A 22,584-nucleotide genomic window follows, 5' to 3' on the forward strand; every position below is an offset into this window, starting at 1 on the left:
GCGGCCGCCGCGCGCCCGGCTCAGCGGGGCAGCAGCAGCGCGGTGGCGGTGGCCGACCGGCCCTCGCCGCGGCCGGTGGCACCCAAGCCGTCGGTCGTCGTCCCGCCGACGGACACCGGCGCGCCGACGGCCGCGGACAGCACCGCCTCCGCCTCGTCGCGGCGCGCGGCCAGCTTGGGCCCGTTGGCCACCACCTGGACAGCGGCGTTGCCCACCCGGTAGCCGGCGTCGGCGACCCGGCGCACCACCTCGCCGAGCAGCGCCGTCCCGGAGGCACCGGCCCAGCGCGGGTCGTCGGTGCCGAACACCGCACCGAGGTCGCCCAGCCCCGCGGCGGACAGCAGCGCGTCGCACAGCGCATGGGCGGCGACGTCGCCGTCGGAGTGGCCGGCGCAGCCGTCGACCCCGTCGAACAGCAGACCGGCCAGGTGGCAGGGCACTCCGGATTCGATCCGGTGCGCGTCGCTGCCGATGCCGACCCGCGGCAGCCCGGCGGCCGGCACCGCGGCCAGCCGGCCGGCCTCGGCCAGGTCGTCCGGCGTGGTGATCTTCAGCGCCGCGCGGTCCCCCGGGACGACGGCCAGCGGGACGCCGAGCCGTTCCACCAGGCCGGCGTCGTCGGTGGCCGTGGCGCCGTCCTGCCGGGCCTGCCGGTGGGCGCGACGCAGCACGTCCGGCCGGAAACCCTGGGGGGTCTGCACGATGCGGAGCGCACCGCGGTCGACGGCCGGCCCGACGGCGCCGGAAGGGGTGACGGTGCGCACGGTGTCCACGACGCCCAGCACCGGCACCACCGCGGGGCGACCGTCCCGCACGGCGGCCACCACGGACCGGACGACGGACACCGGGACGAAGGCCCGCGCGGCGTCGTGCACCAGCAGGACGTCCGGCTTGTCGTCGGCCACGGCGGCCAGCGCGGCGGCCACCGAGGCGGTGCGGTCCGCACCACCCTCGACCACGACGGCCCGGTCCCCGAGCAGCCGGACGGCCTCCGCGCGGCGGTCCGCGCCGACGGCGACGACCACCCGGTCCACGCCGGAGTCCCGCAGCCGCTCGACGGCGTGCACGAGCAGTGGCACGCCACCGACCTCGACGAACGCCTTGGGCATCCCCTGCCCCAGCCGTTCACCGAGCCCGGCGGCCGGTACCAGCGCGACGACCGACCCGCCCGGCGGGCCGGCGTGCAGCGCGGTCAGGAGGCGAGCACCTCGTCGAGGATCGTCTCGGCCTTGTCCTCGTTGGTGCCCTCGGCGAGCGCGAGCTCGGACACCAGGATCTGCCGGGCCTTGGCCAGCATCCGCTTCTCGCCGGCGGACAGCCCGCGCTCGCGATCGCGCCGCCAGAGGTCGCGGACGACCTCGGCCACCTTGTTCACGTCACCGGAGGCCAGCTTCTCGAGGTTGGCCTTGTAGCGGCGCGACCAGTTGGTCGGCTCCTCGGTGTGCGGGGCGCGCAGCACGTCGAACACGCGGTTCAGGCCGGTCTGGTCGACGACGTCGCGGACGCCCACGATCTCCGCGTTCTCCGCAGGGACCTTGACCGTCAGATCGCCCTGGGCGACCTTGAGGACCAGATAGAGCTTCTCGACACCTTTGATGACTCGGGTCTCGGTGGCCTGGATCAGAGCCGCTCCGTGGTGCGGGTACACGACAGTCTCGCCGACATTGAAAACCATGTGTTCGGTGCCCCTTTCGATACACCCATGTTAACACGTCCGGCGACCGGTCCGCGCCTGTCGTCGCAGGTCAGGGGCATGGCCGCCGACCGGCGGCCCGGCCGGACGCCTTGACAACCACCGTGCGGACGTGCATACGGGTCGCCGCGCACCCCGCCACGGTCCTGCCGGTGACGCACGGTGAGCGGCGCCCCGGCCGCGGATCCGGGCCGTCGCGCCGCTCCCCAGCCCGGCGCCACCCGACACCCCGGCGCCCCGCCCGGAGTGCCGAGCGCCCTGTCCCCCGTCTACGCTGATCTCCTGGCCGCCGGTGCGGCGGCCGCTGCTGCGACCGAAAGGGTGCCGACGTGAGCCGTACCGTCCGCCCGCGCGGGGCCACGCTGGCGGCGTGCGTCGTCGCCGCCGGGCTGGTGCTGTCCGGGTGCGCCGCCGGGCAGATCTCGCAGACCGCCATGGAGGCCGCGGCCGTCGACGGCGGCAACGCGAACGCGGGCAACCTGTCGGTGCTCAACGTCGAGTTCTCCCAGACCGGGCCCGGCGGGTACGCCGCCGGGCAGGACGCGCCGCTGCAGCTCGTGCTGTCCAACAGCGGGCTGCAGAGCGACACGCTCACCGCGATCAGCTCGACGGTGGCCGGGTCCGGCGCCATCACCGGCCAGGCGGTCATCCCCGGCCAGTCCCTGGTGCAGGTGGGCTCCGACACCCCGGTCAAGCTGTCGCTCAAGGGTCTGACCGCCCCGATCCTGTACGGCAAGTCCGTGCCGGTCACCTTCACCTTCCAGAACGCCGGCCAGGTGACGCTGTTCGTGCCGATCGCCATCCCGGCGGAGCGGTCCGGCGAGCGTCCCACGGCCGACATCCAGCCGCCGGAGCCGACGGCGATCTGGGACCCGCACTCCTCCCAGGAGTGACCTCCGCCCGGTCGGCGCCCTCCGGCCGGAGCTGACCGCGCGGCGCCGTCCCGCTGCCGCCCCGCCCGGATGGGCTGCGTGCGCCTCGGCTGTCGACCGCGTCGCCGGCCGCGGCCGGTGGGACAGCCCGTCCGTCGCGCCCGGCTCTGCCGGCCGGCCCGCAGGTCCGCGCGGCGCAGGGGCACTGTCGGAGGTTCGATCTAGTGTTCGAGCCATGTCCACGACGCTGCCCCCGTCCTCGTCGAGTCGTTCCACAGCCGGCCGCTCGGCCGGCTCGCGGCCGCCGCGGGCCGCCTTCCGGTGCACCGAGTGCGGCGCCACGGTCCCCAAGTGGGCCGGCCGGTGCCCGCAGTGCCAGGCGTGGGGATCGCTCACCGAGTCCGGCGGCGGGCCGGCGTTGCTGCGCAGGGTCACCCCCGGCCCGGTGACCGGCGGCGCGCGACCCATCGCCGAGGTCGGCGCCGACACGGTGCGGTCCCGGCCGAGCGGGCTGGCCGAGTTCGACCGGGTGCTGGGCGGCGGCCTGGTCCCGGGCAGCGTCGTCCTGCTCGCCGGCGAACCCGGTGTCGGCAAGTCCACGCTGCTGCTGTCCGCCGCGGCGGCCTGGGCCGCGACCCAGGGCACCCCGGCGCTGATCGTCACCGGGGAGGAGTCCGCGGCCCAGGTGCGCCTGCGCGCCGACCGGCTCGGTGCGCTCCAGCCCCAGCTCTACCTGGCCGCGGAGACCGAGCTGTCGGCCGTGCTGTCGCACGTCGAGCAGGTGGATCCCGGCCTGCTGGTGCTCGACTCCGTGCAGACCGTCGCGGCCGCGGAGGTGGACGGCGGCACCGGCGGCGTCACCCAGGTCCGCGCCGTGGCGGCGGCGCTCTCGGCGGTCGCCAAGGAGCGCGGCATGGCGTGCGTGCTGGTCGGCCACGTCACCAAGGACGGCGCCATCGCCGGTCCCCGGGTCCTGGAGCACCTGGTCGACGTCGTCCTGCACTTCGAGGGCGACCGCTCGTCGACGCTGCGGATGATCCGCGGCGTCAAGAACCGGTTCGGGCCGGCCGACGAGGTGGGCTGCTTCCGGATGGAGGCGGACGGGCTGGTCGGGCTGGCGGACCCGTCGGAGGTGTTCCTGTCCGGGCGGCGCACCGGGCTGCCGGGGACGTGCGCCACCGTCACGCTGCAGGGCCGGCGGGCGTTGCCGGTGGAGGTGCAGGCGCTGGTCGGCGCGGCCGCCGGGGAGGGCGCGCGGCGCACGCTGTCCGGCCTCGACGGGGCGCGGAGTGCGATGGTGCTGGCGGTGCTCGGCCGGTGGGCCGGGCTGGCCCTGGCCGGCAAGGAGGTGCTTGCCGCCACCGTCGGCGGCATGCGGCTCACCGAGCCGTCGGCGGACCTGCCGCTGGCCCTGGCCGTGTGGTCGTCGGACCGGGACACGGCGCTGCCGCCGGGCCTGGTGGCGCTCGGCGAGATCGGGCTGTCCGGGGAGCTGCGGCCGGTGACCGGGGTGCAGCGCCGGCTGGCGGAGGCGGCCCGGTTGGGCTTCGACCACGCCATGGTGCCGGCCGGTCCGGCGGTGGAGCGGCCCGCCGGGATGCGGGTGGACCAGGTCGCCGACCTGGACGGTGCGCTCCGCTGCATGCTCGGACCGGAGGCGGCCGCCTGGCTGGACCGCCGGGCGCGGCGCGCCGCGCAGTGACGCGGGTCCGCCGGCGCACCAGCGCGCCGGCGGGTGGTCCGGCCGCGCTCGTGCCCGGCACCGCCGGCCCGGACGGACCGGTCCCTCGGGCGGGGGTGGCGGACCAGGGGCCGGGCGTTCGGCTGCCGGTCCGGGCGCAGCGACGGCGGCGTCGCGGCGGCCGTCGGGGGCGGGTCGTGTGCCACCACCCGCCGGCGGTGTGCCGCCAGCAGCCGGCCGTGTGCCGCCAGCAGCCGGCAGTGTGCCGCCAGCAGCCGGCTGTCTGGCGTCACCGGCGGACGCCTGTGCCCGACGGCACGTGCCGGTGGGCGCCGCCGTCGGGGAGGATGGGCCGTCGTCGGTGTGCAGGAACGTCCGGAGCGGGGGTGCAGGCGGTGGACGATCGGCGGGACGTCGCGGCCCACCGGGCCGTGCTGGCCCGGATCGCGCCGGGCACCCCGCTGCGCGAGGGGCTGGAGCGCATCCTGCGCGGCCGGACCGGGGCGCTGATCGTCCTCGGTCACAGCCCGGCCGTGTCGGCGCTCTGCGACGGCGGCTTCCGGCTGGACGTCGAGTTCTCGCCGACCCGGCTCCGGGAGCTGTCCAAGATGGACGGCGCCGTCGTGCTCAGCGACGACGCCGAGCACATCGTGCGGGCCAACGTGCAGTTGATGCCGGACTCGTCGATCCCGACCGTGGAGTCTGGGACCCGGCACCGCACCGCCGAGCGGGTCGGCATCCAGACCGGCGTCCCGGTCATCGCCGTCAGCCACTCGATGTCGATCATCAGCCTGTACTGGGGCGGGGTCCGGCACGTCGTGGTGGACCCGCCGACGATCCTCGCCCGGGGGAACCAGGCCCTCGGCACCCTGCAGCGGTACAAGTCGCGGCTGGACGACGTCGCCCGCACGCTGTCGTCCCTGGAGATCGAGGACCAGGCGACCCTCCGGGACGCGATCACCGTGCTCCAGCGGCTGCTGCTGGTTCGCCGCATCGCCGACGAGCTGCACGGCAGCGTCATCGAGCTGGGCACCGACGGCCGGCTCCTCGGCCTGCAGCTGGACGAGCTGGTCGGCGGCACGGACGAGCTGCGCGAGCTGCTGATCCGCGACTATCTGCCCGCCGACCAGGCGGACCGGGATCCGGCCGAGGTGGTCGAGGGTCTGCGGCGGCTGGACGAGCCCGAGGTGCTCGACCCGCTCGTCGTGGCCCGGGTGCTCGGCTACCACGGCCCGGCCGACGTGCTGGACCTGCCCGTCGGGCCGCGCGGCTACCGGCTGCTGGCCCGCATCCCGCGGGTGCCACCCGCCGTCCTCGACCGGTTGATCGTCCACTTCGGCACCGTGCAGACCCTCCTCGGCGCCACCGCGGCCGAGCTGCAGGAGGTCGACGGGATCGGTGAGAGCCGTGCCCGGGTGCTGCGTGAAGGGCTGTCCCGGATCGCCGAGTCGTCGATCAGCGACCGGATGAACCTGCCGCTGTAGGCGCGCGCAGTCCCGTCCGGGTCAGCTGAGGGTGAAGGTGGCCGGCGCGGCCTTGAGCGAGCCGATCGTCACCTGCAGCACGTAGGTCCCGGGCGGCACGGTGAGCCGGTCGCCGGCGCAGTGCGGCTGCGACGTGGTGCCGGACCAGCGGATGTTGTACTGCAGCCGCTCTCCCGGCTGCAGGTAGCGGACGTCCGTGCCGGTCCCGGGGAAGCAGTCGGCGGTCGACCACACCCGGCTGCCGCCGGCCGTGTAGACCGTGAAGACCTGCAGCGGGCCGGACAGGTCCCGCACGCACGCCGTCGGGCCGGTGGTGCCGACCGAGACGCCCAGCACCGGCTGCGTGCCGGCGCGGAAGCTCGGGGCCCCGGTCGACGCCTTCAGGCTCATGACCGCGTCGGTGCACAGCAGCCGGCCCTGCGCGTCCGTGGTCGGGGCCGGCGGCGCGGCGACCGTGGTACGCGACGGCTTCACGGCACTGCCGGGTGCCGGACGGGTGGGGCGCGGGGCGGTCGCGGTGGTCCGCGCCGCCGTCCCCGGCGCGGCTGGGGTCGCGCGCGGCCCGGTGGTCGCCGCGGCCGGGGTTCGGGACGGGCCGGTCGGCGCGGCGGCACTACCGGTCCGCGCCGGGGCCGACGACGGCCGGGCCGCCGTGGTCGCCGCCGTCGCCGCCGTGGGGGCCGGCGCCGGGCGGCCGGGCGCCGAGTCGAAGGCGCCCGGTGCGCCGCCGACGGTGCCGGCGCCGGTCACCACCGACGGTGCCGGGCCGGAGGTCCGCGTGGGGCGCCCCGGCGTCGCGGTGGCCGCCGCCGATCCCGCGGAGGGCCGGGTGGCCGGCGTCGAGCCGGCGGGGGACGCGGAGGACGGGGTGGTCGGCGTCGCCGACATCGACGGCGTCGCCGACGTCGGCGATGGGACCGGGGTCGAGGACGTCGTGCCGGTTGCGGAGGCCGTGGTGGCCGCCGTCCCGCCGGCACTGCCGCCGGAGGCACCCGCGACCGCCGGGCTGGTCGGTGCCGGGCTGGAGGCGGCGAGGACGCCGGTCAGCGCCGGCACGCCGGTGCTGCTGCTGGTGGTCGACGACGCGGCCGACGGGGCGGACCCGCCACCGGCGCTGTGCCGCAGGACCACGAACACCAGGCCGACCAGGGCCAGCACCGCGAGGACGATCACCGAGACCCGCCTGGCCCAGTACACCCGGGACGAATGGGGACCCACGGGGTGCAACACGGTGCAACGGTAAGGTCTCGACTCGCCGGAGCCCGGGAGCAACGCCGCGGTCCGGCATCTTCCGGCGGCCCGGTGCGGAGCCCGCCGGTCACCACGGGCGTGACGTCGCCGCCCGTCCGGGAGGAGAAGGGACAGCAGGATGGCGGAGGAGCCGACCGGTACGGCCATCGAGGAGTTGCTGCGGCGCAACCGCGCCACGGCCCAGACCTACCCGCACTGGCTCGGGCCGACGCCCGGCATGAGGATCGCCGTCGTGCTGTGCATGGACAGCCGGGTGGACGTGCACGCGTCGTTCGGGGTGGCCCCGGGCGAGGCGCACATCCTGCGGAACGCCGGCGGCGTCGTCACCGACGACATGATCCGGTCGCTCGCCATCTCGCAGCACGCCCTGGGCACGCAGGAGGTGATGATCGTCCACCACACCGACTGCGGCCTGGCCCGGCTGGCCGAGGACGACTTCCGCGACCTGCTGGCGCAGCACGCCGGCTACCGCCCCACCTGGGCGGTGCAGGCCTTCCGCGATCCGCACGACTCGGCGCGGGAGTCGATCCGCCGGGTGCGGGCGTCGCCGTTCCTGCTGCACCGGGACACCGTGCGGGCGTTCGTCTTCGACGTCCGGTCCGGCCTGCTCGAAGAGGTGACCGTCGACTGATGCCCGCCGCGGCCGGCGCTCCCACGCCGGTGCTGGATCCGGAGCTGCTGCTGGACTTCTTCGCGCGGCACGGAAGGGACCTGCCGTGGCGCCACCCGTCCGCCGGCCCGTGGGCCGTGCTGGTCAGCGAGTTCATGTTGCAGCAGACCCCGGTGCGCCGGGTGCTGCCGGTCCACCAGGAGTGGCTGGCGCGGTGGCCGACGCCGGCCGACCTGGCCGCCGAGCCGGCCGGTGAGGCGGTGCGCGCCTGGGGCCGGCTGGGCTACCCGCGCCGGGCGTTGCGGCTGCACGCCGCCGCCACCGCGATCGCCCGCGACCACGGCGGGCGGGTCCCGTCGACGGTGCCGGAGTTGCTCGCGCTGCCGGGTGTCGGCGAGTACACCGCGCGCGCCGTGGCCGCGTTCGCCTTCGGCGCCCGGGAACCGGTGGTCGACACGAACGTGCGGCGGGTCCTGGACCGCGCCGTGCGCGGCGTGGACAGCATCCGCGAGCCCGCCGTCGCGGCCGACCGCCGGGACCTGGCGGCGTTGCTGCCCGTCGAACCGGCCCGCGCCGCGCGGTTCTCGGCCGCCGTCATGGAACTCGGCGCGCTGGTGTGCACCGCCGCCGCGCCGGCGTGCGACCGCTGCCCGCTGGTCGCGCGGTGCCGGTGGTACCGGGCGGGCCGTCCCGCCGGCACCGCCCGCCGGCCCGTGCAGACCTGGCACGGCTCGGACCGCCAGCTCCGCGGCCGGATGGTGGCGGCGCTGCGTGCCGAGCGCGCCGGCGTCGCGGCGGCCGAGCTGCTGCTGCTCGGCGACGACCGGGACCAGGCCCGCCGCTGCCTGGCGGCGTTGATCGCCGACGGGCTGGCCGAGCAGGACCCCGACGGCCGGGTGGACCTGCCGCGCTGAACCGGCGGCCCGCGGCGCCGGCCGGGCTGACCCGGCCGCTCGGGGCGCGGGCCCACGGACGACCGGGCCCTGCGGTCACCGACCCACGCACGACGGCGGGGCCGCCCGGAGTGGTCTCCGGACGGCCCCGCCGTCGGTAGTGCTGTGCCGCTGCCGCGCGTCAGTCCTTGCTGAAGTCGACCGGTCCGGCCGGCTCGGCGGTGACGCCGACGGCCACCGGCTCCTTCACCAGGGACTGCTTGGGCTCACCCCGGAAGGTGAACCGCTTGGCGTTCGGCGTCGTGGCGTCGGGGTCGTCCTCGACGTCCACGAGGACCACCTCGCCCGGCTTGACCTCGTCGAACAGGATCTTCTCGCTGAGCGCGTCCTCGATCTCCCGCTGGATCGTCCGGCGCAACGGCCGGGCACCCAGGATCGGGTCGAAGCCGCGCTGGCCGAGCAGCTCCTTGGCGGCGTCCGAGACGGACAGCGCCATGTCCTTGTTCCGCAGCTGCTTCTCGACCCGCTGCAGCATGAGATCGACCATACGGTGGATCTCCTCGGTGGTGAGCTGGTGGAACACCACCACGTCGTCGATGCGGTTGAGGAACTCCGGACGGAAGTGCCGCTTGAGCTCGTCGTTGACCTTGGCCTTCATCCGCTCGTAGCTGGACTCGGCGTTGGCCTGCGAGAAGCCCATGTTGTTCGCCCGGGCGATGTCCGCGGTGCCCAGGTTCGACGTGAACACGATGACGGTGTTCTTGAAGTCCACCGTCCGGCCCTGGCCGTCGGTGAGCCGGCCGTCCTCGAGCACCTGCAACAAGGTGTTGTAGATGTCCGGGTGGGCCTTCTCGATCTCGTCGAACAGCACCACGGAGAACGGCTTGCGGCGCACCTTCTCGGTGAGCTGCCCGCCCTCCTCGTAACCGACGTATCCGGGAGGGGCACCGAAGAGCCGCGACGCGGTGTACCGGTCGTGGAACTCGCCCATGTCCACCTGGATGAGGGCGTCCTCGTCACCGAACAGGAACTCGGCGAGCGCCTTGGTCAGCTCGGTCTTCCCGACGCCGGACGGGCCGGCGAAGATGAACGAGCCCGACGGGCGCTTGGGGTCCTTGAGGCCGGCCCGGGTGCGCCGGATGGCCTGCGAGACCGCCTTGACCGCCTGGTCCTGGCCGATGATCCGCTTGTGGAGCTCGTCCTCCATCTTGAGCAGCCGGGTGGTCTCCTCCTCGGTCAGCTTGATGACCGGGATGCCCGTCCAGTTCGCCAGCACCTCGGCGATCTGCTCGTCGTCGACCTCGGACACCACGTCCAGGTCGCCGTCCTTCCAGGCCTTCTCGCGCTCGGCCTTCTTGGTGAGCAGCTGCTTCTCCGAGTCGCGCAGCGACGCGGCCTTCTCGAAGTCCTGGGAGTCGATGGCCGACTCCTTCTCGCGGCGGACGTTGGCGAGCTTCTCGTCGAAGTCGCGCAGGTCCGGCGGCGCGGTCATCCGGCGGATGCGCATGCGCGCGCCCGCCTCGTCGATCAGGTCGATCGCCTTGTCCGGCAGGAACCGGTCGTTGATGTACCGGTCGGCCAGGGTCGCCGCAGCCACCAGCGCCTCGTCGGAGATGGTGATCCGGTGGTGCGCCTCGTACCGGTCGCGCAGGCCCTTGAGGATCTCGATGGTGTGCGCCACCGTCGGCTCGCCGACCTGGATCGGCTGGAAGCGCCGCTCCAGGGCCGCGTCCTTCTCGACGTGCTTGCGGTACTCGTCGAGCGTCGTCGCCCCGATGGTCTGCAGCTCGCCACGGGCCAGCATGGGCTTGAGGATCGACGCGGCGTCGATCGCTCCTTCGGCGGCACCCGCGCCGACGAGCGTGTGCAACTCGTCGATGAACAGGATGATGTCGCCGCGGGTGCGGATCTCCTTGAGGACCTTCTTCAGCCGCTCCTCGAAGTCACCGCGGTAGCGGCTGCCCGCGACCAGCGACCCGAGGTCCAGCGTGTAGAGGTGCTTGTCCTTGAGGGTCTGCGGGACATCGCCGCGGATGATCGCCTGGGCCAGGCCCTCGACCACGGCGGTCTTGCCGACGCCGGGCTCGCCGATCAGCACCGGGTTGTTCTTGGTGCGGCGGGAGAGCACCTGCATCACCCGCTCGATCTCCTTCTCGCGCCCGATGACCGGGTCGAGCTTGCCCTCGCGGGCCGACTGCGTCAGGTTGCGACCGAACTGGTCGAGCACCAGCGACGTCGACGGCGTGCCCTCGGACCGGCCGCCCTCGGCGGCCGCCGTCTCCTTGCCCTGGTAGCCGGACAGCAGCTGCAGGACCTGCTGGCGGACCCGGTTCAGGTCGGCACCGAGCTTCTGCAGCACCTGGGCGGCGACGCCCTCGCCCTCGCGGATGAGGCCGAGCAGGATGTGCTCCGTGCCGATGTAGTTGTGGCCCAGCTGTAGGGCCTCGCGCAGCGACAGCTCGAGGACCTTCTTGGCGCGCGGGGTGAACGGGATGTGCCCGGACGGGGCCTGCTGGCCCTGGCCGATGATCTCCTCCACCTGGGCGCGCACACCCTCCAGCGCGATGCCCATCGACTCGAGGGCCTTGGCGGCGACGCCCTCGCCCTCGTGGATCAGACCGAGCAGGATGTGCTCGGTGCCGATGTAGTTGTGGTTGAGCATCCGGGCCTCTTCCTGGGCCAGGACCACCACGCGTCGGGCTCTATCGGTGAATCTTTCGAACATGTGCACTCCTTACGGGCGTGCGCTGCGGAGGGACGTCCGTCCCCCCTGGTCGACCTACGGTCGCGCCGAGAGAATCGGATCACCCGAGTCTAGTCGCGCCGGGTGTCCGACCCGGCGTTTCCGTCCGGAGCGGCCCTGCGCACCTCTTCCCGCTCCGTGTCCCTCAACGCTGCCCCGGCCGGGACCGTTCCACCACGGCGGGCGGTACGCCGTGGGCGAACAGGCCCGGGACGGGGGCGGACAGGAGCCGGGACGGACGCCGGCGGGGCCGGCGGAGCGGCTGGACCACGGCCGGCAGGAGCGGTACCGGGCCTGGCGGCGGCGTCGAGGCCGCCGGGTGACCGGGTGGGTGTCCGGCACGGCATCGGTGACCGGCGCCCCGCGACGGAGACCGGCATCACGGGCTCCGGGGATCCGGCCCGGCACGACGGCGGTGGTCGCCGGCCGGGAGGTGGCCCGGTCGGGTCCGGAGACGGCAAGGGACCGGACGGGCTCCCCCGTCCGGTCCCCGGAACACGGCTGTCACGGGAGGGCGGCCCCGGTCGGGACGCCCGCCGCTCGCAGCGCCGGCGGTCCGCCGCGGCGGACCCGGCGCGCGGGCTCAGTGCGCGGCTTCGAACGCCTCCAGCACCGCGGCGGAGAGCCGCCCGCGCTCGGACACCTCGTGACCGTTGGCGCGTGCCCACTCGCGGATGGCGGCGGTCTGCTCGCGGTCCGGCGCGCTGCGGCTGGGCCGCGTCGCCTTGGCCTGGCGCGCGCGGGTGCGTCCGGCACCGGCCGCCCGGCGTCCCCCGTCGACGCGCCGGGCGTGTGCGACGTAATTGGCCATGGCGTCGCGCAGCTTGCGGGCATTCTTTTCGGTGAGATCAATCTCATAACTCGCACCATCGAGCCCGAAAACGACGGTCTCGGCGGCGGAGGTGCCGTCCAGATCGTCGAGCAGGCTGACAGTGGTCACGCTCGCCATGTGTTCCTCCTGTGTGGGCCGGACGGCCGTCTTTACCACGTCCAGACTAGTGGAGAAAAGGACGCCGCAGCAACGAATCGCCGCACGGCCCACCGAATTGTCGCGGACCGGCGGCGCGGAACGCCGCTCCATGCCCTCGCATGGTCACCGCACCGGCACCGCGGCCCCGACGGCCCGCCGTCGCCGACGGCGGGCGCGGCGCAGGGAATTGCGTTCAGTCCGCCGGGCGCACGAACGGGAACAGGATGGTCTCCCGGATGCCCAGACCGGTCAGCGCCATGAGCAGGCGGTCGATGCCCATGCCCACACCGCCCATCGGCGGCAGGCCGTATTCCATGGCGCGCAGGAAATCCTCGTCCAGCACCATCGCCTCGGCATCGCCGAGCCCGGCGAAGCGCGCCTGCTGCAGGAAGCGGTCGCGCTGCACCACCGGGTCGACGAGTTCCGAGTATCCGGTGGCGGTTTCCGCGCCGCGCAGGTAGAGGTCCCACTTCTCGGCCAGGCCGGGCACCGTGCGGTGGCCGCGCACCAGCGGCGAGGTCTCTGCGGGGAAGTCGCGCACGAAGGTGGGGGCCTGCAGCCTGTCCACCACCGTCGCCTCGAACAGCTCCTCGGCCAGTTTGCCGGGCCCGTAGTGCGGCGCCACCGGCACGTCCAACCGCTCCGCGAGCGCGACGAGGTCAGACATCGGAGTAGTGATATCGATCTGCTCCCCCACCGCCTCCGACAACGCGCCGAAGAGCGTGATGGACTCCCACTCACCGCCCAGGTCGTACTGCGAACCGTCGGCGTGCACCGCAGTGGTCGAGCCGAAGACGGTGATCGCCGCCTGCTGGATCAGCGTCCGGGTCAGTTCCGCCATTCCGTCGTAATCGCTGTACGTCTGGTAGGCCTCCAGCATCGCGAACTCCGGCGAGTGCGTGGAATCGGTGCCTTCGTTCCGGAAATTCCGATTCACCTCGAAGACCCGGTCGATCCCGCCCACCACGCAGCGCTTGAGGTACAGCTCCGGGGCGATCCGCAGGTACAGGTCGAGGTCGAGCGCATTCATGTGGGTGACGAACGGCCGCGCGGCGGCCCCGCCGTGCAGCAGTTGCAGCATCGGCGTCTCGACCTCGAGGAAGCCGCGGCCGGTCAGCACGGAGCGGACGGAGGCGTTGACGGCGGCCCGCATCTCCACGGTGCGACGGGCCTGCGGTCGGACGATCAGGTCGACATACCGCTGACGGACACGATTCTCCTCGGACAGCGGTCGGTGGGCGACCGGCAGGGGGCGCAACGCCTTGGCGGTCAACCGCCAGGAGTCGGCCAGCACGCTGAGCTCGCCGCGCCGGGAGGTGATCACCTCGCCGTGCACGAACAGGTGGTCGCCGAGGTCGACGTCGGCCTTGAAGGCGGCGAGCGCGTCGGCGCCCACGCCGGCGAGCGAGATCATCGCCTGCAGCTCGACACCCTCGTCGCCGGCGCCGCCCTCCCGCAGCGTGACGAAGCAGAGCTTGCCCGAATTCCGCAGGAAGATCACCCGCCCGGTGACCCCGACCTGTACCCCTGTCGCCTGGTCGGGCTCGAGATCGCCGTATCCGGTGCGGATCTCGGCGAGGGAGTGGGTGCGCGCGACGCCCACCGGGTACGGGTCGACGCCCTGCTCCAGCAGGCGGGCCCGCTTCTCCCGGCGCACCCGGAGCTGCTCGGGGAGGTCGTCGGTGTCCGCGGTCGGCTCGGTGCTCACGGAGATCGACCCTACTGGCCGGTCCGGGCGCCGGGCGGTGCCTGCACTCCCGCCTCGGGCACACTGGCCCCGTGGACGACGGGGCGCCGAGCACTGCCGACGCCGTCCCGCTCGTCCCCGGACCGGCGTGGCGGGCGATGGCCCGGGACCACGGGGCCGCGGTCGACGAGCTGACCGCCGGCATCCGGGCGCGCCGCGGCACCGGCGCGACGCACCCGGTGGAGGACTTCCTCTTCACCTACTACCGGCTGCGACCCGGGCAGCTGCGCCGCTGGCAGCCCGGTCCCGGCGTCGGCCTGCTGGATGCCGGCGACCTGGCCCGCCGCGAGTACCACCGGCCGGTCACCGTCGCCACCGACGGCGGCCCGGTGACGGCCGTCGTCGTCGACACGGCCGGGTACCTGGCCGACCACCGGGTGGCCGTCGAGGCCCTCGGCCGGCTGCTGCGCGCGACGGCCGAGCGGCCGGCGTCCTTCGGCTGCTTCGGCCTGCACGAGTGGGCGATGGTCTACGACGACGCGGGCGCCCGCCGGCACGCCCGGTGGCCCCTGCGGCTGGGCGCCGCCGGCACCGACGCCGTGGTGCGCAGCCAGACCGTCCGCTGCTCGCACCACGACGCGTTCCGGTTCTTCACGCCCGCGGCCCGGCCGCGGAACACGCTGCGGCCGACGGCCCAGGACCGGGTGGCGCTGGAGCAGCCCGGCTGCCTGCACGCGTCCATGGACCTGTACAAGTGGACCTACAAGCTGGGTCCGCTGGTGTCGGCGGACCTGGTGCTCCGCTGCTTCCGGCTGGCGCTGCGCATCCGGTACCTGGACATGCAGGCCTCGCCCTACGACCTGTCCGCGCTCGGGGTCGCGCCGGTGCCGATCGAGACGCCGGCCGGCCGGGCGGCGTACGTGCGGGCGCAGCGCGAGGTGGCCGCTCGGGCGGCGGTGCTGCGGGCGGCGCTGCGCCGGGCGGTGGAGCGGGCGCTCACCGCCCCGCGCTGACCCGGTCGGGATCCGCGGCCGGTGACCCGGCGGCGGCCCCGCCCGGGGTGCCCGGCCGCCGCCGCGCGCCCGACCGGTGGGGCTCGGCGCCACCCTGCGGCCGGCCCGGCCTCCGGGTCCGCGCTCAGCGGTCCCCGCGCCGCCCGTCGCCCGCGCCGGTGGGCGTGCGCAGGCAGTGTTCGAGGTACAGCGCGCCGGCCGCCATCACCAGCGACCCGACGATCCCGATCACCGCGGCCGGCACGTCGTCGCGGGCCGCCGACACCTGGCCGGCGATCGGCGCCACGTAGACCAGCACGCCCAGCCACAGGCCGCACAGGGCGGCCCCGGCGAGCGAGCTCGCCTTGGCGGTGAGCACCGCCCTGGCCGCCAGCAGCGGCGGAACCGGGCGCCGCTCCGACCGGTCGTCGGGATCGCGGGACGCCCGGATCCGGCTGCGCAGCCCCCAGCCGGCGACGGCTTCCGCCGCTCCCAGCACGGCCGCCGCCAGCCCGGCCAGCGACGGCAGCGGGGGGATCCGCTGGTAGCTCAGCCGCACCAGGAGGTAACCGGCCAGCAGCGACACCAGCCCGACGGCGGCCAGGTCGCGGATCCGGGTGAACTCCATCCGGCCGCGGTCAGTGGACACGGCCGACCCTGACCACGGCCGCGACCTCGGCGGGCGGCAGCTGCTCGAGGAGCCGGTCGATGCGGCCGTGCCCGGGGAGTTCCGCGGTGGGGTCCAGCTCGGCCCACGGCACCAGCACGAAGGCCCGCTCGTGGGCCCGGGGGTGCGGCAGCGTCAGGTCCGGGTCGGTGCTGACGACGCCCTCGACCGTGACGACGTCGACGTCGAGGGTGCGCGGCCCCCAGCGGACCGTCCGCACCCGGCCGGCCGCGCCCTCCAGGCGCTGGGCGCGCTGCAACCAGCCGCGGGCGTCGATCCGGTCGTCGTCGACGAGCACCACCAGGTTGTAGTAGTCGGGCTGCTCGACCGGCCCCCACGGCGGGGTCCGGTACACCGACGAGACGGCGCGGACGTCGTGACCGAGCCCGCGGACCGCCGCGGACAGGTGCGCCATCCGGTCCCCGACGTTCGACCCCATGGACAGCACGGCGGCGGTCATACCGGGACCACCCGACCGCCGCGTCCGCCGCCCGTCGACCGGCGGACGGTCACCGCCACGTCGGCGAAGTCCAGCGGGATGGGCGCCTCGGGCTTGTGCACCGTCACCTCCACGGCGTGCACGGGCCACCGTGCCATGACCGCGTCCGCGATCTCGGCGGCGACCGTCTCGATCAGGTTGCGCGGCGGCCCGGCCACCACGCCGGCGGCCAGCTGCGCCACCTCGCCGTAGTGCACGGTGTCGGCCACGTCGTCCGACCGGGAGGCGGCCGTGGCGTCGAGCCACAGCGTGACGTCCACGACGAACGGCTGACCGTCGCGGCGTTCGTGGTCGTGGACGCCGTGGTATCCGATCACCCGGAGCCCGGTGAGGGTCACCCGATCCGCCACGACGCTCCTCCGATCCGTGCGGGCCGGGTGGGATGCCCGGCGGCGTCCCGCGGGGCGAGCGGCGCGGTGACCCTCCGGCGCGGGTCCCCGCCGGGCAGCGGGGCGAGCGCCGCGTGCACCGCCAGGGCGTCCCGGCTCGGCCCCGGCTCGTGCACCCGCACCCCCCACACGCCGTGCCGGGCAGCGTCCGCCGACAGCACCGCGGTCGCCACCTCGCGGCCGGACGGTGGCCGCGGGGTCCCGTCCGGTGCCGCCAGCAGGCCGCCGAGGAACCGCTTGCGCGAGGCGCCGACCAGCACCGGGAAGCCCAGCGTGGTCAGGCTGTCCAGCCGCCGCAGCAGGGCCCAGTTGTGCTCGCCGTCCTTGGCGAACCCCAGGCCGGGATCCAGCACCAGCGACCCCTCGTCGACACCCGCGGCGACGGCGGCCTCCACCCGCTGCAGCAGCTCGGCCCGGACCTCGGCGACCACGTCGCGGTAGACCGCCAGCCTGCCCATCACCTCGCTGGGTCCCCGCCAGTGCATGAGCACCCACGGCAGGCCGCGGTCCGCCACCAGCGCGGCCATCCCGGGGTCGGCCAGCCCTCCGGAGACGTCGTTCACCAGCACCGCTCCGGCGTCCACCGCGGCCGCGGCGACCGCCGCCCGGGTGGTGTCCACCGAGCAGCGGATGCCGTCCGCGGTCAGCGCGGCGACGACCGGCACGACGCGGTCGCGCTCCACCTCGACGGCGACCCGCTGCGCGCCGGGCCGGGTGGACTCGCCGCCGACGTCCACCAGGTCGGCGCCGTCCGCGACCAGCTGCCGGCCGCGGGCGACGGCGCGCTCGGTGGTGTCCCAGCGGCCGCCGTCCGAGAACGAGTCCGGCGTGACGTTGACGATGCCCATCACCCACGGACGGGCGCCGAAGACCGGCACCCCGGCCGCCGGTGTCACGGACGTCACCGTCCCATGATCAGGCTCATCGCCTCGGCCCGCGTGCTCGCACCGGTCTGGAAGACACCGCGGACGGCGGACGTGGTGGTGCGCGACCCCGGCTTGCGCACGCCGCGCATCGACATGCACAGGTGCTCGGCCTCCAGCACGACGATGACCCCGGCCGGATCCAGCCGGCGCATCAGCGCATCGGCGATCTGGGTGGTCAGCCGCTCCTGCACCTGCGGCCGGCGGGCGTACCCGTCGACCAGCCGGGCCAGCTTGGACAACCCGGTCACCCGACCGTCGCGGCCCGGGATGTACCCGACGTGGGCCTGGCCGAAGAACGGCAGCAGGTGGTGCTCGCACGTCGAGAACATCGGGATGTCCTTGACGAGCACCAGCTCCGCGTGGTTCTCGTCGAAGACGGTGTCCAGCACGCTGTCCGGCTCCTGGTGGAGCCCGGCGAACTGCTCCGCGAAGGACCGCGCGACCCGCGCCGGGGTCTGCCGCAGGCCCTCGCGGTCGACGTCCTCGCCGCAGGCGAGGAGCAACTCGCGCACGGCCGCCTCGGCGCGAGTGGCGTCGAACGTGCGGGGGCGGCCCGGCACCGCACCGTCCACCGGACCGGACACCTGCGCGGACCGGCTGCCGTCCACGGTCACCGCCGGCGGTCCCCCTCCGCGGGCGGCGCCCACGGATCCGCGGGCCCGCCGTCCTGGCCGTCGCCCGCTCGGTGCTGGCCACCCGGCCGGTACCCGCCCGTCGCCGGGCCGGACTGCTGGGTGCCGGGATGACCGGAAGGACCGCCGTCGGGGGCGGCCGGCGGGTTGATCCCCGGCGGGATCCACCCGTTGGCGTGCCCGTTGCCCGGCTGCCCGCTGCCCGGATGCCCGTTGGCGGGCTGCCCGAAGCCCGGCTGACCGTTGGCCGGCTGCCCGTACCCTGGCTGCCCGTACCCCGGCTGACCGTTGGCCGGCTGCCCGTACCCCGGCTGACCGTTGGCCGGCTGCCCGTACCCCGGCTGACCGTTCGCCGGCTGCTGGCCGCGGCCGTCCGCGCCGGGCCAGGAGCCCGGCAGCGGCGCGAGCGGGCCGGGGAGGACGCCGCCGGACCAGTTCGGCGGGGCGACGTAGCCGGCCGGGTTCGGCCCGGGGTAGCCGCCGGGCGGGGACGGCGGCTGGTAGCCCCACGGGCTGGCACCGTTGTGGCCGTTGGGGGCGCCGTTCACCGGGGCGCCCGGAGCACCGGCGCCGACCGGCACCGGAGCACCCTTGGTCAGCTGCGGCGGGGTGACCGGCTCCGGCGGCCACGGCTCGCCGCGCTCGATGGCCAGCTCGCCGGGGGTCTTGATCGGCGGCCGGTCGGACGGCGTGCGGCCGCCGAAGTCGTCGAATGTGGTGATCTTGGGACGCTTGTGGACCGAGGCGAAGACGACCTCGAGGTCGCGGCGCTCCAGCGTCTCCTTCTCCAGCAGCTGCCGGGCGAGCTCGTCCAGCGCGTCGCGGTTCTCGTTCAGCACGGCCCACGCCTCGGTGTGCGCCGCCTCGATGAGCGCGCGCACCTCGCCGTCGATCTCCGCACCGACCTCGATCGAGTAGTCCGGGTTGTGCCCGTAGGTCCGCCCCAGGAACGGCTCGTCGTCGCCGGTGCCGTACTTGACGGCGCCGAGCTTGGCCGACATGCCGTACTCGGTGACCATCGCCCTGGCGATCTTGGTCGCCTGCGCGATGTCGCTGGAGGCGCCGGTCGTCGGCTCGGCGAAGACCAGTTCCTCGGCGGCGCGGCCGCCCATCGCCATGACCAGCCGGGCGATCATCTCGCTGCGGGTCATCAGCTGCTTGTCGTCCTCGGGCACCACCAGTGCGTGCCCGCCGGTGCGGCCGCGCGGCATGATCGTCACCTTGTAGACCGGCTCCAGCCCGGGCATCGCCCAGGCGGCCAGCGCGTGCCCGCCCTCGTGGTAGGCGGTGATCTTCTTCTCCTGCTCGGAGATGATCCGGCCCTTGCGGGCGGGTCCGCCGACCACCCGGTCCACGGATTCCTCGAGCGCCGCGTTGGTGATCATGGTGCCGTGGGTGCGCGCGGTGAGCAGCGCGGCCTCGTTGATGACGTTGGCCAGGTCGGCGCCGGACATGCCGACGGTCCGCTTGGCCAGCGGCAGCAGTTCCACGTCCGGGGCGAACGGTTTGCCCTTCGCGTGCACCGCGAGGATCGCCTGCCGGCCCTTGAGGTCGGGGGTGCCCACGGGGATCTGCCGGTCGAACCGGCCGGGCCGCAGCAGCGCCGGGTCCAGGATGTCCGGCCGGTTCGTCGCGGCGATCAGGATGATCCCGCCCTTGGCCTCGAAGCCGTCCATCTCCACGAGCAGCTGGTTCAGGGTCTGCTCGCGCTCGTCGTGGCCGCCGCCCATGCCGGCGCCGCGGTGCCGGCCGACGGCGTCGATCTCGTCGATGAAGATGATCGCCGGGGCGTTGGACTTGGCCTGCTCGAACAGGTCGCGGACCCGGCTGGCGCCGACGCCGACGAACATCTCGACGAAGTCCGAGCCGGAGATCGTGTAGAACGGCACGCCGGCCTCGCCCGCCACGGCCCTGGCGAGCAGGGTCTTGCCGGTGCCGGGCGGGCCGTAGAGCAGCACGCCCTTGGGGATCTTGGCGCCGAGCGCCTGGTAGCGCGCCGGGTTCTGCAGGAAGTCGCGGATCTCGTCGAGCTCCTCGACGGCCTCGTCGGCCCCGGCCACGTCGGTGAACTTGGTGGCCGGCATGTCCTTGGACAGCATCTTGGCCTTGGACTTGCCGAACGAGAGGACCTTGTTGCCGCCGCCCTGGGCGTTGTTGAGCATCCAGAGCATGAACAGGATGATCAGCCCGATGGGGATGATGTAGATGAGCAGCGAGAACAGCGGCGACTCGCTGGTCACCTGGACGTTGTAGTTCTCCGTCGGCTTGGCGTTCTGCACGGCCTGGAAGACCTGCGCCGCGGCGGCGTCCGGGTACTGCGCGTAGATCTGCGTGGTGCCGTCGACGGGGGTCTTCAGCGTCAGGCGCAGACGCTGTTCCTTGTCGTCGATGATCGCCGAGGCGACGTTGCTGTTGGTCAGCTGGGTGATCGCGACCGACGTCGGCTCCTGCTTGTACCCCCGGGTGTCGTCGGACAGGTACGAGTAGAGGAGGTACGCGGCGAAGACCACCACGACCCACAGCAGTGGGGAGCGGAGCAGGCGTTTACGGTCCATATGGAGTTCGGCCGCCGGGCGGCCACAACCCTCCCTGGGAGCACACGGTGGCAACCGAGCCGGCGCAGGTGCCGGCTCGGGCTGGCCGCGTGTCCGCCTGGCCGACGCCTGACACGGACTGTGGACGCCGGGTCCCGCGTGCGCGACCAGTCACTTGAGCGTACCGCGCGACCGATTGGTTCCCGGGCGGTCCGACGGACCCCGATCCGGGCCCCGATCCGGGGCGTGATCTGCGTCCCAGGACCGCCGGGCGGCACCGCCGCAGCACCGTGGGCCGGTCCGGTCAGCGGTACATGTGCTCGCCGAGCAGCCCGACGAACGGCAGGTCGCGGTAGCGCTCGTTGAAGTCCAGCCCGTACCCGACGACGAAGTCGGTCGGGATGTCGAAGCCGACGTAGCGGACGTCCACGTCGACCTTGACGGCGGCCGGCTTGCGCAGCAGGGCCACGATGTCGATGGCCGCCGGGCCGCGGCTGGCGAGGTTCTTGTGCAGCCAGCTCAGGGTCAGCCCGGAGTCGATGATGTCCTCGACGATCACCACCCGGCGCCCGGTGATGTCCCGGTCCAGGTCCTTGAGGATCCGCACCACCCCGGAGCTCGAGGTCGCCGAGCCGTACGAGCTGACCGCCATGAACTCCAGCTCGGCCGGGATGGGCAGGCTGCGGGCGAAGTCGGTGACGAACATGACCGCACCCTTGAGCACGCACACCAGCAGCGGCGGCTGCTCGTGCCGGTGGTCGGCGGCGACGGCCGCGGCCAGCTGCGCCACCTTGCTCCGGACCGCGTCCTCGTCGATCAGGGTGGCGGCCAGCTCGCCGGGATAGCCGTACGGGGCGCCGATGTCCGGGTCGCCGGGGCCGGGCCGGACGGCGTCGGAAGAGGTGAGGGTGGTGGTGAGCGGAGCGGCCGCCCCGGCGGGGAGGGTCGTCGCGGAGGTCGACAGGTCGCTGGTCACGTGGCTCCTCGGTGCGTGGACGTCAGGTTCCCCGCTCGGGCGGCACTGCGCTCGCCTCCCCCGGCGTCGCGACGCCGGCTCCGGCGGCCTGGTCGACCACCGGCGAGCCCCCGTGCCCCAGCCTGCCATCCGGCCCAGCCGGCGCGCCCGCCGGGCGGCACCACAGCCGGTCCGCGGACAGCACGGCGTCCGACCCGCCGGGCAGCCGGACGGCCGCGCCGGGGCGGCCGGACCGGACCTGCCGGTCCAGCCGGGCCAGGTGGTCGGCGGTCAGCGGGCCGGCTCCGGCCGCGGCCACCCAGGTCCGCAGCACTCGCCGGCGCACCGCGGTGGGCAGCGCCCGCAGGGGTGCCCGGGACAGCCCGCCGGCGCCGTCGCCGCAGCGTCGGGCGGCCTCGGCGGCCAGCTCGTCCAGCGCGGCCAGGTCGTCGGCGAGCTGGTCGGCGGTGCGGGCCAGCGCCTCCGCGGCCCCGCCGTGCAGCACGTCCTCGAGCAACGGCAGCACCTCCCGGCGCAGCCGCACCCGGGTGTACCGGGGATCGCCGTTGTGCGGGTCCTCCCACCACGCCAGGCCGGCCGCGCGGCACGCCGCCTCGGTCTGCGCGCGGCGCACGGCCAGCAGCGGCCGGCCGAACGGCTCGCGCCACTCCCGCATCCCGGCCACCGACCGCGGCCCGGAGCCGCGCGCGAGCCCCAGCAGCACGGTCTCGGCCTGGTCGTCGAGGGTGTGGCCGAGCAGCACCGCCGCCGGCGGGCCGTCCGGCGCTGTGACCTCGGCCGCCGCCCCGGCCAGCGCCCGGTAGCGCGCCGACCGGGCGGCCGCCTCCGGTCCCCCGCCGCCGGAGACGGTGACGGCCCGGACCAGGACCCGGCGGTAGCCCAGGCCCGCCAGCTGCGCGGCCGTGGCGGCGGCGCGGTCGGCCGACCCCGGCTGCAGCCCGTGGTCGACGGTCACCGCCGACGCCCGCTCCGGGCCGGCGACCGCCAGCACGGCCACCGCCAGGGCGAGGGAATCGGCGCCGCCCGAGCAGGCGACCAGCACCGGGCGGTCGGCGGCGACGTGGCCGGCCAGCGTCCCGGCCACG

General features: G+C 74.8%; 21 protein-coding genes. 7 read left to right on the forward strand and 14 right to left on the reverse strand.

The features are described 5' to 3' along the window. Positions 1-20: 20 nt before the first annotated feature. The gene (ispD, locus tag IEY37_RS12550; protein ID WP_308426382.1) at positions 21-1,196 is read right to left on the reverse strand and encodes a 2-C-methyl-D-erythritol 4-phosphate cytidylyltransferase; all 1,176 of its coding nucleotides are present in this window, start codon (positions 1,194-1,196) and stop codon (positions 21-23) included. Further along, positions 1,193-1,675, reverse strand: coding sequence for a CarD family transcriptional regulator (locus tag IEY37_RS12555; protein WP_188941941.1), 483 nt, complete (start codon positions 1,673-1,675; stop codon positions 1,193-1,195). The genes ispD and IEY37_RS12555 overlap by 4 nt, the downstream gene beginning before the upstream one ends. Positions 1,676-2,022: 347 nt before the next feature. Between IEY37_RS12555 and IEY37_RS12560 the strand changes: the two genes are divergently transcribed. From IEY37_RS12560 to disA, 3 genes are all read left to right on the forward strand, one after another. After that, entirely contained in the window at positions 2,023-2,586 is a 564-nt protein-coding gene (locus IEY37_RS12560; RefSeq protein WP_188941943.1) for a copper chaperone PCu(A)C domain-containing protein, read from the forward strand. A gap of 214 nt (positions 2,587-2,800) precedes the next feature. Continuing rightward, on the forward strand, positions 2,801-4,267 hold the full coding sequence (gene radA / locus IEY37_RS12565) for a DNA repair protein RadA (RefSeq protein ID WP_188941945.1): 1,467 nt from the start codon (positions 2,801-2,803) through the stop codon (positions 4,265-4,267). Between the two features lie 374 nt (positions 4,268-4,641). Beyond that, positions 4,642-5,730 (forward strand): DNA integrity scanning diadenylate cyclase DisA, encoded by a 1,089-nt coding sequence (gene disA / locus IEY37_RS12570; protein WP_229674354.1) that lies wholly within the window; start codon positions 4,642-4,644, stop codon positions 5,728-5,730. Between the two features lie 21 nt (positions 5,731-5,751). Here disA and IEY37_RS12575 read toward each other — a convergent pair whose 3' ends face one another. Then, positions 5,752-6,120 (reverse strand): hypothetical protein, encoded by a 369-nt coding sequence (locus IEY37_RS12575; protein WP_188941949.1) that lies wholly within the window; start codon positions 6,118-6,120, stop codon positions 5,752-5,754. Between IEY37_RS12575 and IEY37_RS12580 the strand changes: the two genes are divergently transcribed. The 3 genes from IEY37_RS12580 (at position 6,119) to IEY37_RS22135 (ending at position 8,505) form a co-directional block, all read left to right on the forward strand. Next, positions 6,119-6,973: a hypothetical protein gene (locus IEY37_RS12580; RefSeq protein ID WP_188941951.1), complete on the forward strand. Its 855-nt coding sequence runs from the start codon at positions 6,119-6,121 to the stop codon at positions 6,971-6,973. The genes IEY37_RS12575 and IEY37_RS12580 overlap by 2 nt on opposite strands. Positions 6,974-7,099: 126 nt before the next feature. Next, positions 7,100-7,612, forward strand: coding sequence for a beta-class carbonic anhydrase (locus IEY37_RS22130; protein WP_229674355.1), 513 nt, complete (start codon positions 7,100-7,102; stop codon positions 7,610-7,612). Continuing rightward, on the forward strand, positions 7,612-8,505 hold the full coding sequence (locus IEY37_RS22135; protein WP_229674356.1) for an HhH-GPD family protein: 894 nt from the start codon (positions 7,612-7,614) through the stop codon (positions 8,503-8,505). The genes IEY37_RS22130 and IEY37_RS22135 overlap by 1 nt, the downstream gene beginning before the upstream one ends. Positions 8,506-8,665: 160 nt before the next feature. On the opposite strand, the gene IEY37_RS12590 is transcribed toward IEY37_RS22135, so the two are convergent. From IEY37_RS12590 to lysS, 3 genes are all read right to left on the reverse strand, one after another. Continuing rightward, entirely contained in the window at positions 8,666-11,209 is a 2,544-nt protein-coding gene (locus IEY37_RS12590; RefSeq protein WP_188941955.1) for an ATP-dependent Clp protease ATP-binding subunit, read from the reverse strand. A 601-nt stretch (positions 11,210-11,810) separates the two neighbouring features. Beyond that, positions 11,811-12,176, reverse strand: coding sequence for a histone-like nucleoid-structuring protein Lsr2 (locus IEY37_RS12595; protein ID WP_188941957.1), 366 nt, complete (start codon positions 12,174-12,176; stop codon positions 11,811-11,813). 214 nt (positions 12,177-12,390) lie between these two features. Beyond that, positions 12,391-13,905, reverse strand: a complete 1,515-nt coding sequence (lysS, locus tag IEY37_RS12600) for a lysine--tRNA ligase (RefSeq protein ID WP_229674357.1) — start codon at positions 13,903-13,905, stop codon at positions 12,391-12,393. Between the two features lie 71 nt (positions 13,906-13,976). Between lysS and IEY37_RS12605 the strand changes: the two genes are divergently transcribed. Beyond that, positions 13,977-14,897, forward strand: a complete 921-nt coding sequence (locus IEY37_RS12605) for a 3-methyladenine DNA glycosylase (protein ID WP_188941959.1) — start codon at positions 13,977-13,979, stop codon at positions 14,895-14,897. 124 nt (positions 14,898-15,021) lie between these two features. Here IEY37_RS12605 and IEY37_RS12610 read toward each other — a convergent pair whose 3' ends face one another. From IEY37_RS12610 to tilS, 8 genes are all read right to left on the reverse strand, one after another. Beyond that, on the reverse strand, positions 15,022-15,525 hold the full coding sequence (locus IEY37_RS12610; protein ID WP_229674358.1) for a DUF3180 domain-containing protein: 504 nt from the start codon (positions 15,523-15,525) through the stop codon (positions 15,022-15,024). Beyond that, complete coding sequence (gene folK / locus IEY37_RS12615) at positions 15,515-16,003, reverse strand: 2-amino-4-hydroxy-6-hydroxymethyldihydropteridine diphosphokinase (RefSeq protein WP_188941961.1); 489 nt, start codon at positions 16,001-16,003, stop codon at positions 15,515-15,517. The genes IEY37_RS12610 and folK overlap by 11 nt, the downstream gene beginning before the upstream one ends. Continuing rightward, complete coding sequence (gene folB / locus IEY37_RS12620) at positions 16,000-16,392, reverse strand: dihydroneopterin aldolase (protein ID WP_188941964.1); 393 nt, start codon at positions 16,390-16,392, stop codon at positions 16,000-16,002. The genes folK and folB overlap by 4 nt, the downstream gene beginning before the upstream one ends. Continuing rightward, positions 16,377-17,279: a dihydropteroate synthase gene (gene folP, locus IEY37_RS12625; protein ID WP_188942388.1), complete on the reverse strand. Its 903-nt coding sequence runs from the start codon at positions 17,277-17,279 to the stop codon at positions 16,377-16,379. The genes folB and folP overlap by 16 nt, the downstream gene beginning before the upstream one ends. Positions 17,280-17,332: 53 nt before the next feature. Continuing rightward, complete coding sequence (gene folE, locus IEY37_RS12630; RefSeq protein WP_373298336.1) at positions 17,333-17,941, reverse strand: GTP cyclohydrolase I FolE; 609 nt, start codon at positions 17,939-17,941, stop codon at positions 17,333-17,335. 26 nt (positions 17,942-17,967) lie between these two features. Next, positions 17,968-20,544, reverse strand: a complete 2,577-nt coding sequence (ftsH, locus tag IEY37_RS12635; RefSeq protein ID WP_229674360.1) for an ATP-dependent zinc metalloprotease FtsH — start codon at positions 20,542-20,544, stop codon at positions 17,968-17,970. A 283-nt stretch (positions 20,545-20,827) separates the two neighbouring features. Next, a complete protein-coding gene (hpt, locus tag IEY37_RS12640) occupies positions 20,828-21,385 on the reverse strand; it encodes a hypoxanthine phosphoribosyltransferase (RefSeq protein WP_188942392.1) in 558 nt (185 codons plus the stop codon). A 136-nt stretch (positions 21,386-21,521) separates the two neighbouring features. Then, positions 21,522-22,583, reverse strand: coding sequence for a tRNA lysidine(34) synthetase TilS (tilS, locus tag IEY37_RS12645; protein WP_229674362.1), 1,062 nt, complete (start codon positions 22,581-22,583; stop codon positions 21,522-21,524). Position 22,584: the final 1 nt, after the last annotated feature.

It is taken from the genome of Nakamurella endophytica (genome assembly GCF_014646215.1).
GTDB lineage: Bacteria > Actinomycetota > Actinomycetes > Mycobacteriales > Nakamurellaceae > Nakamurella > Nakamurella endophytica.